Annotated in this window: 12 protein-coding genes; 7 read left to right on the top strand and 5 right to left on the bottom strand. The window is 44.0% G+C overall.

The window, feature by feature from the left end:
• Positions 1-167 precede the first annotated feature (167 nt).
• The 3 genes from DH10bf12_RS01095 to DH10bf12_RS01085 all read right to left on the bottom strand — a co-directional run bounded on the left by DH10bf12_RS01095 (position 168) and on the right by DH10bf12_RS01085 (position 4,017).
• On the bottom strand, positions 168-881 hold the full coding sequence (locus DH10bf12_RS01095; RefSeq protein ID WP_471736785.1) for an ABC transporter ATP-binding protein: 714 nt from the start codon (positions 879-881) through the stop codon (positions 168-170).
• A 2-nt stretch (positions 882-883) separates the two neighbouring features.
• Entirely contained in the window at positions 884-2,524 is a 1,641-nt protein-coding gene (locus DH10bf12_RS01090) for an ABC transporter permease (protein WP_471736784.1), read from the bottom strand.
• 407 nt (positions 2,525-2,931) lie between these two features.
• Positions 2,932-4,017: a Fe(3+) ABC transporter substrate-binding protein gene (locus DH10bf12_RS01085; RefSeq protein ID WP_471736783.1), complete on the bottom strand. Its 1,086-nt coding sequence runs from the start codon at positions 4,015-4,017 to the stop codon at positions 2,932-2,934.
• Positions 4,018-4,188: 171 nt separating this feature from the next.
• Here DH10bf12_RS01085 and lipL point away from each other — a divergent pair, with 171 nt between their 5' ends.
• Positions 4,189-5,028, top strand: a complete 840-nt coding sequence (gene lipL / locus DH10bf12_RS01080; RefSeq protein WP_471738166.1) for an octanoyl-[GcvH]:protein N-octanoyltransferase — start codon at positions 4,189-4,191, stop codon at positions 5,026-5,028.
• Between the two features lie 309 nt (positions 5,029-5,337).
• Here lipL and DH10bf12_RS01075 read toward each other — a convergent pair whose 3' ends face one another.
• Positions 5,338-6,036 (bottom strand): RsfA family transcriptional regulator, encoded by a 699-nt coding sequence (locus DH10bf12_RS01075; protein WP_471736782.1) that lies wholly within the window; start codon positions 6,034-6,036, stop codon positions 5,338-5,340.
• Positions 6,037-6,640: 604 nt separating this feature from the next.
• Here DH10bf12_RS01075 and DH10bf12_RS01070 point away from each other — a divergent pair.
• From DH10bf12_RS01070 to DH10bf12_RS01050, 5 genes are all read left to right on the top strand, one after another.
• Complete coding sequence (locus DH10bf12_RS01070; RefSeq protein WP_471736781.1) at positions 6,641-7,948, top strand: HD domain-containing protein; 1,308 nt, start codon at positions 6,641-6,643, stop codon at positions 7,946-7,948.
• Between the two features lie 15 nt (positions 7,949-7,963).
• Positions 7,964-8,464, top strand: coding sequence for a YwgA family protein (locus DH10bf12_RS01065; protein ID WP_471736780.1), 501 nt, complete (start codon positions 7,964-7,966; stop codon positions 8,462-8,464).
• A gap of 491 nt (positions 8,465-8,955) precedes the next feature.
• The gene (locus DH10bf12_RS01060; protein WP_471736779.1) at positions 8,956-9,705 is read left to right on the top strand and encodes a DeoR/GlpR family DNA-binding transcription regulator; all 750 of its coding nucleotides are present in this window, start codon (positions 8,956-8,958) and stop codon (positions 9,703-9,705) included.
• Complete coding sequence (gene pfkB, locus DH10bf12_RS01055; protein WP_471736777.1) at positions 9,702-10,622, top strand: 1-phosphofructokinase; 921 nt, start codon at positions 9,702-9,704, stop codon at positions 10,620-10,622. Before DH10bf12_RS01060 ends, pfkB begins: the two co-directional genes overlap by 4 nt.
• Positions 10,619-12,484, top strand: a complete 1,866-nt coding sequence (locus DH10bf12_RS01050; protein ID WP_471736776.1) for a PTS fructose transporter subunit IIABC — start codon at positions 10,619-10,621, stop codon at positions 12,482-12,484. Before pfkB ends, DH10bf12_RS01050 begins: the two co-directional genes overlap by 4 nt.
• A 408-nt stretch (positions 12,485-12,892) precedes the next feature.
• Here the strand turns inward: DH10bf12_RS01050 and DH10bf12_RS01045 are convergent, their stop codons facing one another.
• Positions 12,893-13,078 carry a 2-hydroxymuconate tautomerase gene (locus tag DH10bf12_RS01045; RefSeq protein ID WP_322420190.1) on the bottom strand — a complete coding sequence of 62 codons (186 nt, stop codon included), beginning with the start codon at positions 13,076-13,078 and terminating at the stop codon, positions 12,893-12,895.
• A gap of 246 nt (positions 13,079-13,324) precedes the next feature.
• On the opposite strand from DH10bf12_RS01045, the gene DH10bf12_RS01040 reads away from it, so the two are divergent.
• Positions 13,325-13,840: a YwhD family protein gene (locus DH10bf12_RS01040; RefSeq protein ID WP_471736775.1), complete on the top strand. Its 516-nt coding sequence runs from the start codon at positions 13,325-13,327 to the stop codon at positions 13,838-13,840.
• Positions 13,841-13,979 lie beyond the last annotated feature (139 nt).

Below are 13,979 nucleotides of genomic sequence, written 5' to 3'. Positions count from 1 at the left end.
TTGAGGTAGCGATACACCCGGGTTGAGTGCTGCATAAACCCAGTTGAGTGCTGTATAAAACCAATCGAGTGCGATATCCGTCAACCTGAATGCCATCACACACCAACCCTCACCAGTTTAACCTCGACAAAAAAACAGCGGAGATCCGCTCTCCGCTGTTCAAAACCTTATTTCATTTCAACCAACTGAAGCTCAGGCTTTTCTTTCTTCGTCGTACAGATCGACTCCCAGTCATGGGCTGCGCCGTCTCGCATAGTGACAATACGGTCTGCGATGGCTTTGGAATCTTCCAGGTCATGCGAGACGAAGATCGATGTGATGCCTGTCTTTTTAATAATCTCTCTCAGCTCACTGCGGATTTTGATCTGCAGGCCTGCATCAAGGTTACTGAACGGCTCATCAAGCAATAGAAGAGAAGGCTTGGGTGCAAGTGCGCGTGCAAGTGCGATACGCTGCTGCTGGCCACCGCTTAATTCGTGCGGATAGCGCTTTGCAAAAGCAGTCATATTGACAAGCTCAAGTACTTCTTCAGCGCGCTGCTTTCTTTCGCGGCGGCTGAGTTTTTTTAAACCGAATTGAATATTTTCAAGCACTGTCATATGTGGAAACAGGGCGTAATCCTGGAATACCATGCCGATTCCGCGCTTTTCAGGAAGCACAAAGCGGCGGTCATCCGTCATCACTGCACCGTCAATTGAAATTTTACCTTTCGAAGGGACTTCAAGTCCGCAAAGCAGGCGCAGTACAGTACTTTTACCGCTGCCGCTGTCACCCTGGATTGAAATAATTTCACCCTGTTCAATTTCTAATTGAAAATGGTTAATTGTATTGTTTTTCGTTTTTCCATAACAAAAGCAAAGATCTTTGATTTCTACGAACATAATCAATTCGGCTCCTTTTCTAAAACTTGATGGAAGATATAGATCGCAATACCGCTGATGACGACGATCAGAATTGAAGCAAGTGAAGCCTCATGGATCTGTTCATCATTGGCGTACTGATAAGCTTTAGTGGCTAAAGTGTCAAAGTTAAATGGCCGTAAAATCAGGGTTAAAGGTAGTTCTTTTAATATATCAATAAAGACCAGGATGAATCCGCTGATCAGCGGAACTTTTATCATACGCAGGTCTACTTTAAAAAATGTTTTCGTCAGATTTTCACCGAGCATTCTTGACGCTTCAGTATACTTGTTACCGATTTTATCAAAGCCTGCTTCAACTGAATTGTAGCCGATCGCAAGGAAACGGATAATATATGCTGAGATCAGAATGAATAAGCTTGTACTCAGGAAAAGCGTGGGCTCCATGCCAACCGCTTCATAAAAGGCAAACAGCCATTTATCAAGGTCAATAAAGATCGTACTGATACCCACAGCGATAACGGCTCCTGGGATTGAATAACCGAGAATCGTCACGCGGGCTGCAGACTTGGAAACAAAGCTCTGATGCATTCTGGCAAAGTTTGCGATGATCACCGCAAACACCATGACAAGTGCCGCTCCGATAAATGCAACGAGCACTGAATTTGAAATAAATGAAATAAATGCAGGTGATGCAATTTTTTCAAACGTTAAGATCATCCAGTCCACCATTTGAATAAATGGTATCAGAAATGCCAGCATGAAAATAAACAGGCAGTAGCTGAAAGCAATCCATGCCTTCGAACCTTTTAATCTGATCGGTGCAAGCGGTCTGGTTTTGGCAGTCGTTGAACTGTATTTTTTCCGTCCGCGCATCACTTTTTCCAGAATCAGAATCGCAAAAACGATAAACATTAATGTTGCTGCGAGCTTGATCGCTGAGTTCAGGTCATTCATGCCAAACCACGTCTGGAAAATGGCTGTACTGAACGTCGGAACACCAAAATATTGTACAAGACCATAATCATTCAGCACCTCAAGCAGTACGAGACTGACACCGCCGACAATCGCACCGCGGGAAATCGGCAGGACGACTTTAAAGTAAATGTCCCATGAATTCCTGCCAAGCAGCCTCGCATTTTCAATAAGTGATGCTGACTGATGCGCAAGGAACGCGCGTGTAATTGTATATACGTATGGGAAAAGAAACATGGTAAAAATAAATACTGCACCAGGCAGATTCATAATATCAAAGTATGACTGGCTCAGCCTGATATCCCAGTTATTCCTGAGCGTCGTCTGAATCACACCGGTATAATCGAGAATCCCGTTATACGTGTATCCCGCGATAAACGGAGGGATCGCAAGCGGCAGTATTAGTGCCCATTTGAAAAACTTTTTCATCGGAAAGTCATAGGCAGATACAAGCCATGCGAGGCTGGTGCCGACTAAAATCGTGAACAATCCGGTAAATAACATAATCAAACCTGTATTTTTTAACAGGTCAGGCAGAATAAATTCCTGGATATGTGCCCAGTTTTCTGCTCTTTCAGTAAAAAAGTTAATTAAGATCGTTAAATTTGGAAGCAAAATCAATATTACAATGATTAAGCTTAAGAGTGACCAGATATTCAAATAACCTGGTATTTTTCGAAACACCTTCAAGCTGGACACGTCCTTAAAATCTGCAATTCAATGTACAAACAAAAAGCTTGCAATCGTTCCCTGATAATGATAACAGTTCTCATTTGTTTTGTATAGTTGAAAACGCTTATTTAGCAGGAATTTCCGAGAAAAAGGGTGTACTACGTGTCAAAAATTAGACAAATTGCGTATACCGGGTCGGGGCGGAGTGCTGGTTCGAAAAAATAGAAAGATGATTGAAAAAAGAGGCGAGGTGATTGATATATCGCCGGAGTCGGCTTAAAAATCGCAGTGTTAAGCCTCCGGTGATGAAAAAGACAGAAGGTGAGCGAAATACATAAGAAGGTGAAAGATATAACACAAAATGTGGTTTAAAAAGCATAAAAAAACTGTATCACCTGATAACAGGCGATACAGCTGATTAAATCTTATTTCCAGCCAACTTCATTCATGATCTGAAGGGCACGTGCATTGTTTTCACCAAGTTCAGTCAGGTTAATGTCCTGCTCTTTGAACTCGCCCCAGCTTTGAAGAAGCTCTGAAGCTTCAACGTTTTCGTTAGCAGGGTATTCATAGTTTGCTTCAGAGAATTCTTTTTGTGCAGCTTCAGATGAAAGGAATTCAATGAAAGCCTGAGCGTTTTCAGTGTTTTTACTGCTTGCTGTTACGCCTGCACCACTGATATTTACGTGAGTACCTGTTGTATCCTGGTTAGGGAAGACAACTTCAAGACCTTCAGCAACCTTCACTTCTTCTTCATCTTCAGAGTTCAGCATTTGACCAAGGTAGTAAGTGTTCATAACAGCTACATCACCTTCACCCGCTGCAACGCCTTTAGCCTGGTCGCGGTCTCCGCCTTCAGGATCACGGGCCATGTTGTCCACAATTCCCTGTGACCATGTTTTTGCTTCTTCTTCACCGTTAAGTGAGATGAAAGATGCTACTAATGACTGGTTATAGATGTTTTCAGAAGAACGGATCAGTACGCGGCCTGCCATATCTTCTTCAGTTAAAGACTCGTACGTCTGGATGTCTTCTGCATCAACTTTTTCCGGATCGTATACGAATACACGTGCACGCTTTGTTAGTCCATACCACTGATTGTCAGCATCACGCAGGTTTTCCGGGATGTTTTCATTTAGCGTATCACTTTCAATTGCCTGAAGCAGTTCAAGATCTTTCGCACGGTGAAGACGTCCTGCATCAGCTGTCATGAATACATCAGCTTCAGATGCCACACCCTCACGCTCAAGACGTGCGATTAATTCATCATCGTCACCCTGAATGACATTTACAGTAATGCCAGTTTCTTCAGTAAATTGATCATAAAGCGCCTGGTCTGTCTCATAATGACGGCCAGTATAAAGATTAACTTCTCCAGCTGATTCTTCAGTTGCTTCAGAATCGTCTGTAGAACCGTTTTCCTCTGTTGTTTCCTCGTCCCCTGAATTTCCGCAAGCAGTTAAGATTGCAAGGATCAGAGCTAAACCAAATAAATACCATGCTTTTTTCATGATGTACACTCCTCTTATGTAGATTTAATTGAAAATGATTATCAGCACTATTCAAATTATAATGATAATCATTCTCAAGTCAATAGGTTTTTGAAAATTAGTGTGAACGTTTTCTCAATTTATCTGTGATATAATTTTCTCAGTTTGATAAGAGGAGAATGTAAACGTATGATAGATCAGGGTTTAACGCTTATAAAGCAGCCTGTCTGGAGGGTGATTGACCAGTCAAGTCTCGGACCTTCATTTGAAGCGCTGCAATCATTTGCGATGGATGATACGCTCTGTGCATCTTCAGGGAGCGGGGAGGCGCCGGCCACTGCGCGTTCGTGGGTACATCACCGGACAATTGTCCTTGGTACACAGGATGCCCGGACACCACATTTAGAAGAGGGGTTAAAAATCCTTGAAGAAGAAGGCTGGCGATACATCGTCCGGAATTCAGGCGGTCTTGCGGTTGTACTTGATGAAGGTGTATTAAATATTTCACTCGTATTTTCTGAAGCAGATAAAGGAATTGATATCAATAGCGGCTATGACGCCATGCATGCGCTGGTGAAAGAAATGTTTGCTGATTTTGGACAGGAAATTGAAGCGTATGAAATCGTCCATTCATACTGTCCGGGAAGCTATGATTTAAGTATAAACGGCCGGAAATTTGCCGGTATTTCACAAAGACGTCTGCGCGGCGGCATCGCAGTTCAAATCTATTTGTGTATGAATGGCAGCGGTGCTGAGCGCGCGGAACTTGTGCGTCGCTTCTATGAACGCGCAGTCCAGGGGGAAGAGACAAAATTCAGCTACCCCGACATTCATCCGGAAGATATGGCATCATTATCAGAACTGTTCGGCGTTGAATTGACTGTCCAGGATGGTATGCTGCGCTTTTTAAATGCACTGAAGTCAGTGAGCGGCGAGCTGGTTGCAGGTTCACTGAATGGTGAAGAGCTTGATCTGTATGCGGCTTATTATGACCGGGTTGTGAAACGGAATGAGAGTGTGTTGGGGCGATAAAAGATGGGCGAAAGACCGGGGGGAGGGTCTTTCGCTTTTTTATATGGCTGTCCGGCTCTGTGAGATAGCCTGTCTGTTACGTTTTGCTGAGTGCAGGCCCGGGCTTGTAATTCTATCAGCAATAGAGATAATTCCAACACCTTTTTGTTTATTACATCAGCAATGTAACGGATTCAATCAAAGGCATTTTAGTGGGTGTGGATTACGTCAGCTTTCCGGTTATTCCATCACCTTTTGAATTTTATCTATCATCTTTTAATTTATTCTAACTGCCACGCCATACTTCATCTGACGAAACCATACGATCGCCTAGTTCTCAGCAACCTTCTCAAGGTTCCCATTCCGGTCCATCTTAAAAGTATTCGGAGGCTCCTGCTCATTGAACAGCACAAGCTTTCTTGCGCGGTTCATAATCTGCATGAGTGTGTCGTAATCCTCTTTCATGGCAGACTCTCGTTCTTCTAAAAATTGTACTTTCTTTTCGAGAGAGCGGCATTTTTCCTGCCAGACTTTTACTTCTGAAGAGAGCCTGTCAGAAACCTTCAGTGAGTCGCTGCGGTCCAGCTGCTGAAGGTAGGCGATGACAGCACTGAGCGATATTTCTGATACACGCTTTTCGGGCTGCGGGGCAGGCTGTGCAAAAGCAGGTACCGATTCAGCATGCTCCTCCGCAATTTCCTCATTCAGCGAAATGGGTTCTTCTATTTCAAAGCCTTCCGGAACAGAAAAATCAGGCTGATATAATACTTTCTTTTTGCCTGAATGATCTTTGCCGAGCAGGCGGTTTCGTTGCTTTCGCTGCTTTTTTGCAAGACTTAAAGCGTGCTCAAACTGACTGCGTACAACGGCATTCCACCTGAACCCGCAAGCTGCTGAAGTGCGGTCCAGTTTATCTCCTGCTTCCTCAAATGCATTCAGTTGTGTACTCCCTTCTCTTACATGCCGCAGCACAGTGTCTGCAAGCAATAAGTCATCCTCTTCCATCCATGCATCCTGACGGTTTTTCATCCTCGTCACTCCAATCTTTGAATCTTTCTGCTACCATTTTCTCCCGAGTGTAAAAGTTTTATACATCCCGCTTTAAAAAAGATTCCACCGCATAAAATTGAAACTGTGACTTCATGTCAGTTACAATTACATGTAGCGAACAAATCCATTAGAGAACATACATATTTAAAATGCGATTTGGATAAAACTGATGGCTGGTTTACGTTTATATTGACACTTTCAATAATTTTGAGAGTGGACCTATACAATCTATGAGGAATTCCAATGTTAAGTAGGACGTAATATTTTTACTTAATTTATCTCATGGAACCAATTCATTTTATTTACAGCGCTGACCGGAGTGTAAGGCGGCGACTCCTGCGGCGGAAAGGGACAGGTGAGACACTGTAATGCGAAGCATGGAAGTGGCTCACCGCCCGGCCGCGGAAAGCGTCCGCCTGAAACGCAGGTCAGACGCCGTAGTCAAAAAACCAGACTATATAATTATTTTTCCCATCTCAAAAACTGAGACGCCGGCATTTGAAAAACCTTGAATTTTGTCAAGTCGTGAAGTAAAAAAATAACAAGTTATAATAAGAAATAATGAAAGAGATGAGGGACACACATGACGTATGCGCAGCAAAAACTGGCTGAGGAAAAAGTATTCAAAGACCCGGTTCACCGCTATATCCACGTTCGGGACCAGGTGATCTGGGATCTTGTGGGGACACGTGAATTCCAGCGTCTGAGAAGAATCCGCCAGCTCGGAACGACCTATCTGACGTTTCATGGGGCAGAGCACAGCCGGTTCAATCACTCGCTTGGTGTTTATGAAATTATCCGCCGGATCGTGGATGACGTTTTTGCCTCCAGACCTGAATGGGACCACAGTGAGCGGCTGTTATGCCTTTGTGCGGCACTGCTGCATGATTTGGGGCACGGTCCATTTTCACATTCGTTCGAAAAAGTGTTTGATCTCGATCATGAGGATTTCACGCAGGAAATTATCTTGGGCAATACCCAAGTGAATCAGGTCTTATCGAAAGTCTCATTGGACTTTCCGCAGAAAGTGGCAGATGTCATTGCGAAAACGTATGACAACAAACAGGTCATCAGCCTGATCTCAAGTCAGATTGACGCTGACCGTATGGATTACCTTCAGCGTGATGCTTACTTCACAGGCGTCAGCTACGGGCATTTTGATATGGAAAGAATCCTGCGCGTGTTAAGACCTGTGGATGATCAGGTTGTCATCAAATCGAGCGGGATGCACGCAGTGGAAGATTATATTATGAGCCGTTATCAGATGTACTGGCAGGTCTACTTCCATCCGGTTACGCGAAGCTCAGAGGTCATTTTGACGAAAATCCTTCACCGCGCAAAGGAATTAAGTGCCGAAGGGTACGAATTTGCTTACGAGCCGAGACATTTTAAATCAATGTTTACAGGCAACGTAACACTGAAAGATTACCTGAACCTTGATGAGTCCGTCGTCACTTACTATTTTCAAATGTGGGAAGATGAAAAGGATCCGATTTTAAGAGATCTGTGTGACCGTTTTATGCAGAGAAGACTCTTCAAATACGTGGAATTCGATCCTTCAAAGGAATATAAAAAATTAAATCAGCTTGAACAGCTATTTAAAGAGGCTGAGCTCAATCCGGACTATTATCTGGTGGTTGACTCGTCTTCAGATCTGCCGTATGATTTCTACCGGCCTGGAGAAGAAGAAGAAAGAGTTCCGATCCATTTGTTAATGCCCGGCGGTGAAATTAGAGAACTTTCACGCCAGTCTGAGATTGTAGACGCGATTTCAGGGAAAAGAAGAACAGACCATAAATTGTATTATCCAAAAGATTGCCTGATGGATGATTCATCTCATAAAGAAACAAAGCAGAAAATCCTCGACATTCTCGGGATATCAGAACGCTAAAAGGGGAGAAAGTCAATGATGAAGGATCACGCCCGGCTCATGCAGGCATTTTCAGCAGTAGATGAAATTGTCGGCAGAAAAAAGCTGCAGAAGATCATTTTTATCGCCAAGAAGCACGATTATGCATTTCATGAAAAATATCAGTTCCACTTCTTCGGACCCTACTCGGAAGAACTGACGCTAAGAGTAGAAGAACTTTGTAATATGGGCTTTTTAAAAGAGTATAACGAGAAAAAGAGCGGCTATTATCAGTACCGCTACGAAATCACGGATGAAGGAAGAGCCTTTCTTGCCTCACAGGAGCTGCCGGCAGCTGAACTGCAGCCGTTCCTGACAGACCTCAACCAGCAATCCTCAAGATTTTTAGAACTCGTTTCAACCATTCTTTACTTTGACTCACTGGAAGAGCAGGAGTGTATTGAAAAGGTCAGGAAAGTGAAAGAAAAACAGAACTATACAGATGAAGAATGTCAGGAAGCTTTGGCCTACATAGCCCATTTGAAGACATTATCTTAGATGAAAACCTCTCCACTGATGGAGGGGTTTTTGTTTTGTGCAAATCTGGCGTGACAGATGGTGGTTCCGGAGGTTACCGGTGGTGTCCCGGAGATTATATCGTTTGTTCATGAAATTACATATGGTGTTCAGAAGATTACTACGGTGGTTCAGGAAATTTTATAAGTGCTTCCTGAAATTGTGTAATTAGACCTACCCCTTTCTGATAGAAATATAATTAGTGAATTTTAACCATGATGACCACTCAGATTTATTGGAGTGTAAGGGGGCGACTCCTGCGGCAGGAAGGGACAGGTGAGACAAAGCATGGCGAAGCCTGCTGGCTCACCGCCCGGCCGCGGAAAGCGTCCCCCTGAAGCGGAAATGAACCGATATAGAAAAACCATCAAAATAAAATGAACGTTTTTGAATGTTTTTGAAAGAAAATGATTGATTTATGAAAGCGTTCTCTTTATAATCAAATTATAGATTACGCAAGAAGGAGAATGGATATGCTGACTGAAGAGCGTTATTCCATCATTTTAGATAAGCTGAAGTCATTTGAGACTGTAAAGATTCAGGAACTCATTGATGTCACGGGCGCTTCAGAGTCAACGATCAGACGGGACTTAACAGAGCTTGAGAAAAAGAAATTCATTAAAAGAATTCACGGTGGAGCCAGAAGAATGGAACGGAAAATGGATGAACCCGGCATGGAGGAGAAATCGGTCAAAAACCTTCATCAAAAGCAGCTGATCGCTCAGACAGCGGCATCATTCGTTGAAGAAGGTGACTGTATCTTCATTGATGCGGGTTCAACCACAAGTCATATGATTCCGTACTTACCTAATGGAGATATCATTGTCGTTACAAACGGACTGATGCATATTGACGCTTTGATGAAAAAAGGTATTCGCACTTATTTAACAGGTGGGATAATTAAACCAAAAACAAATGCACTGATCGGAAGAGGAGCGATTGATTCGCTCAGTGGTTACAGATTTGATAAAGCGTTTATGGGAACGAACGGCGTCCATTACGAGTCGGGATACACCACGCCTGACCCTGAAGAAGCCCAGGTGAAGGCAGCGGCGATCAGTCTTTCGCGGGAAGCCTTTGTGCTGGCAGATTCAGAAAAAATTGGGGAAATTGCATTTGCCAGATTTGGTGAGTTAAGTGAAGCGGTGCTCATTACAGAGACTTTTGAAGAAAATTTAGCGCTTTACAAAAAACAGACCAGCGTAAAAGAGGTGAAGGTATGATTTTAACAGTAACACTCAATCCCTCAGTGGATTACGTAGTCCGCGTTGATCAATTCAGCACGGGGCAATTAAATAGAACGGATCAGACAGCATTTTATGCAGGTGGAAAAGGAATTAACGTTTCACAGGTACTAAAAGAGCTGGATGTTCAAAGTACGGCAACCGGATTTACCGGTGGATTCAGCGGAAGGTTCATTGAGGATACGCTAGATGAAAAGCAGATTAAAGCCGATTTCATCCACGTGGAAGATCATTCACGTATTAATATCAAATTGAAAACGGATGAAGAAACAGAAATTAATGCAGCAGGTCCTTTGATCTCAGCTGAAAAAGTGAATGAACTGATTGAGCTTGTCAACCGCTACGGAAAAGGCGATACGCTCGTACTTGCAGGAAGTATTCCTTCAAGTGTGGAGCGGGATTTATATGGAAAGCTTGCAGCGGCAGCTTATAAAAATGACATGCGGGTTGTCATTGATTCTGAAAAATCACTGCTTGAACCGGCACTCATGACACAACTGACTATGATTAAACCAAACCATAAAGAGCTCGGCGGCTATATTGGCCGGGACATTGAAACGGTGGAAGAAGCGGTGATCCATGGAAGGCAGTTTTATCAGGATCATCACATTGACTACCTGATGGTTTCAATGGCTGAGCATGGGGCTGTTTTATTTGCAGAAGATGAAACCTATATTGCCACTCCGCCAAAGGGTAAGCTGATTAACAGCGTAGGCGCAGGCGATTCGTCTGTAGCAGGATTCCTTGCGGGTCTTGAAAAAGGTTATTCAATAGAAGATACATTTGCACTAAGTATGGCATGCGGTGCAGCAACCGCATTTTCAGAAGGTCTTGCTGTAAAAGAACAAATTGATCACTACTTGCCAATGGTACAAATAAGGGGGTTAGTAAAATGAAGATTACAGATCTACTCACAAAAAGCACCATTAATCTGGAGCTGAAGTCAACAGAAAAGCAGGGCACCATTGATGAAATGGTCAGTCTGTTAGACCGCGCAGGGAAGCTTGCCGATCCAAAAGCATACCGTGAAGCAATCCAGGCGCGCGAAGACCAGACGACAACCGGGATTGGAGAAGGTGTAGCGATTCCGCACGCAAAGACAAAGGCAGTGAAAGAACCTGCTATCGCGTTTGGACGTTCAGTTAATGGACTTGACTATGAGTCGCTTGATGGTCAGCCAGCGCACCTTGTATTTATGATTGCAGCAACTGAAGGCGCAAATGACACACATTTAAAGGCGCTCAGCCGTTTATCGGTACTGCTTTTAAAAGACGAAGTGAAACAGGGTCTGCTTGATGCGAAAACACCAGATGAAGTGATTAATCTGATCTCAAGCTTTGAAGAAGAGGAAGCAGAGGAAGAGCAGACAACTGGTGAGGTACAGGGACAGATTTTAGCAGTAACAGGCTGTCCGACAGGTATCGCGCACACATATATGGCGGCAGATGCGCTGAAAAATAAAGCAAAAGAAATGAATGTGCCGATCAAAGTCGAAACGAACGGTTCAGACGGTGCGAAAAACGTGCTGACTGCTGAAGAAATTGAAAATGCTGTAGCGATTATCGTCGCAGCTGATACAAAGGTTGAAATGGAACGTTTTAAAGGAAAGCGCGTCATTGAAGTTCCTGTAACAGACGGAATCCGCAAGACTGAAACACTGATCAACCGCGCGATTAAGCAGGATGCGCCTGTATACCAGGGCAGCGGTGGATCGGGTGAGAAGAAAGAAGAAGGTCAGGCAAAAGGACGTTCAGGCGTATACAAACACCTGATGAACGGTGTATCCAATATGCTTCCGTTTATCGTAGGTGGAGGGATTCTGATTGCACTATCCTTTATGTTTGAAGATCAAATCACAGGTGAGCGTTCAGCACTTGGTGATATCTTAAGTTATATTGGTGGCGCAAACGCATTTGCTTTAATCATTCCTGTACTGGCAGGGTTCATTGCGATGAGTATTGCTGATCGTCCCGGCTTTGCACCTGGTATGGTCGGTGGTTTGATGGTTGCTACAGGAAATGCAGGTTTTCTTGGCGGAATTATCGCCGGTTTCCTTGCCGGTTATTTAGTACTTGGATTGAAACGTGTCTTTGCTAACTTGCCACAAGTGTTTAATGGGTTAAAACCGGTTTTGATTTATCCATTCTTTGGGATACTGATTACAGGGTTAATCATGTATTGGGCAGTTCAACCACTTAGTGCAATTAATCAGGGTGTAATTGACTGGTTAGGCGGTCTTGGAACAGGTAACCTTGCCCTGCTTGGATTACTGCTTGGCGGTATGATGGCAGTTGATATGGGTGGTCCAATCAATAAAGCAGCTTATGCGTTCGCACTAGCAGTAGCAGCTGATGGTCAGTTCGGTCCACAGGCAGCTGTTATGGCTGGTGGAATGGTGCCGCCGCTTGGGCTGGCACTTGCTACAACGCTTTTCCGTAAAAAGTTCAATGAGCAGGAGCGTAAAACAGGGGTTTCAGCTTACTTCCTTGGGGCTTTCTTTATCACAGAAGGTGCAATCCCATTCGCAGCAGCCGATCCGCTACGCGTGATTCCTTCAGCGGTTGCCGGATCAGCAGTCGCAGGCGGTCTGACACTATGGTTTGACCTTGCACTGCGCGCACCGCACGGCGGAATCTTCGTATTCCCGACGCTTGAAGGTGCAGTTATTAACATCCTGCTGTACGTAATCGCAATTGCTGCAGGTACATTAGTAACTGCGCTGGCAGTTGGATTCCTGAAGAAGCCGGTTGTGGCGTAAGAGGTGTGTGCGGTTCGGCGTTGAACTACCAGTGTTCGGTGGAAAAAGTATAGTGTTCGCCACTTTGTGCACTAACTTCGACGCTTTGTGTCATTTAACCTATGCGCGACAGCACCAAAAAAACTTCCTCCAGGCAGAGCCTGAGGAAGTTTTTTATGTTCTTATTGTCCAGCTCCAGCAGGCAGACCCTCGAGTCATAAGCCACACTGAGAAAATGGGAAAGGTCACCCATTTCTCTCAGTGCGTCTTATGCTTGTCGGGTCTGAGCAAGGCGCTTCCGCTTTTCTTTGTCCAGCTCCAGCGCCTAGACCCTCGAGTCATAAGTCAACCTGAGAAAACGGGGAAAACCACCCGTTTTCTGCTCCGTGGCTTACGCTTGTCGGAGCTGAGCAAGCGCCTTCCGCTTTTCTATTGATCACTTACTCTTACGCCGCCAACACCATAATCCGTCTTCTTCATTTCCTCAATAATAATCGAAACCTTATCCGGTGTAGCACCAGTTGTCTCCACTACTGCATCTGTCACCTTTTCAACAAGTGCTCTTTTCTGGTCATCACTGCGACCTTCAATCATTTTTACTGTCACGATCGGCATATCTCAGAACCCCTTCCAAAGTGTATTCATCGTCTTCAATTGATCTCATATGATACAATTAAATACGAATACGCACATTTATTGTATATGATTTTTTACACTTTTACATAAAGTAAAGATTGACTTGATGGTTTTTGTTAGAAACACTTTTGGAATACTTGCACCGCCCGGCCGCGGAAAGCGTCCCCCTGAAGCGGAAATCAACAGCCAATATGAGCAAAGTAACACGTAAAGGAGCGAACATACATGTCAGACAAAAAGAAAAATATCGGTTTCAATATCATCAAAAATGATCCTACAGACGGCCACGGCGGATTTGGTGTCGGCTCACTTAGCCTTGATAACGTATCACCAGTTATTGTCGATGTCGCCGAACGGGAAGCAGAAGTGGATATCGGCGCAATGCATGCGAGATCCAAAGTGGAAAAGCGCATCAAATTTACAACAAACCGTGAAGATTCAGCAGGTGGTAAAGATTACTGGCTTGTCTGGGTAACGATTGACCGTAAAGCTGAAGGTCCTTACTATGCTGGTGTGACGGCATGTGAAATGGTTGTAAATGTGGAAAAGAGAAGAGGCTATAAACTCCTCGCAGATCATGTAAACCTGATGGATAAATCGATGAAGCGTAAAATCATTGTTGATCATATGGATGAACCCTCTAAAAAAGTGCTGGCTGACTTTCTGAAAGCTCATAATGAAGCATTTTGGCAGGCATCAGAGCCGGAGCTTCATGAAGCGCTGCTGTCAACAGAAAAATGACATTCGTGAACAAATTGTGACGGATTGTAGAAAAATGTCACTGATTATTGCTAGAGGTGAATAAAGAGAGTAAAATTATTTTACAGTTGCATTGAATATGTAGCTAGGACACGAAAAGACCCGAGGCCGCACACCTCGG

The sequence above is a fragment of the Jeotgalibacillus sp. 10bf12 genome (assembly GCF_055597105.1).
This window is presented reverse-complemented; position numbering and strand designations above follow the sequence as displayed.

What these genes read in the sequence shown, in the direction of transcription:
- DH10bf12_RS01085 (WP_471736783.1), bottom strand. Translation starts at nt 4,017, where the DNA reads ATGAAAAAAGCATGGTATTTATTTGGTTTAGCTCTGATCCTTGCAATC.
- DH10bf12_RS01060 (WP_471736779.1), top strand. Translation starts at nt 8,956, where the DNA reads ATGCTGACTGAAGAGCGTTATTCCATCATTTTAGATAAGCTGAAGTCA.
- DH10bf12_RS01070 (WP_471736781.1), top strand. Translation starts at nt 6,641, where the DNA reads ATGACGTATGCGCAGCAAAAACTGGCTGAGGAAAAAGTATTCAAAGAC.
- DH10bf12_RS01045 (WP_322420190.1), bottom strand. Translation starts at nt 13,078, where the DNA reads ATGCCGATCGTGACAGTAAAAATGATTGAAGGTCGCAGTGATGACCAG.
- DH10bf12_RS01040 (WP_471736775.1), top strand. Translation starts at nt 13,325, where the DNA reads ATGTCAGACAAAAAGAAAAATATCGGTTTCAATATCATCAAAAATGAT.
- DH10bf12_RS01075 (WP_471736782.1), bottom strand. Translation starts at nt 6,036, where the DNA reads ATGAAAAACCGTCAGGATGCATGGATGGAAGAGGATGACTTATTGCTT.
- DH10bf12_RS01065 (WP_471736780.1), top strand. Translation starts at nt 7,964, where the DNA reads ATGATGAAGGATCACGCCCGGCTCATGCAGGCATTTTCAGCAGTAGAT.
- pfkB (WP_471736777.1), top strand. Translation starts at nt 9,702, where the DNA reads ATGATTTTAACAGTAACACTCAATCCCTCAGTGGATTACGTAGTCCGC.
- DH10bf12_RS01095 (WP_471736785.1), bottom strand. Translation starts at nt 881, where the DNA reads ATGTTCGTAGAAATCAAAGATCTTTGCTTTTGTTATGGAAAAACGAAA.
- DH10bf12_RS01050 (WP_471736776.1), top strand. Translation starts at nt 10,619, where the DNA reads ATGAAGATTACAGATCTACTCACAAAAAGCACCATTAATCTGGAGCTG.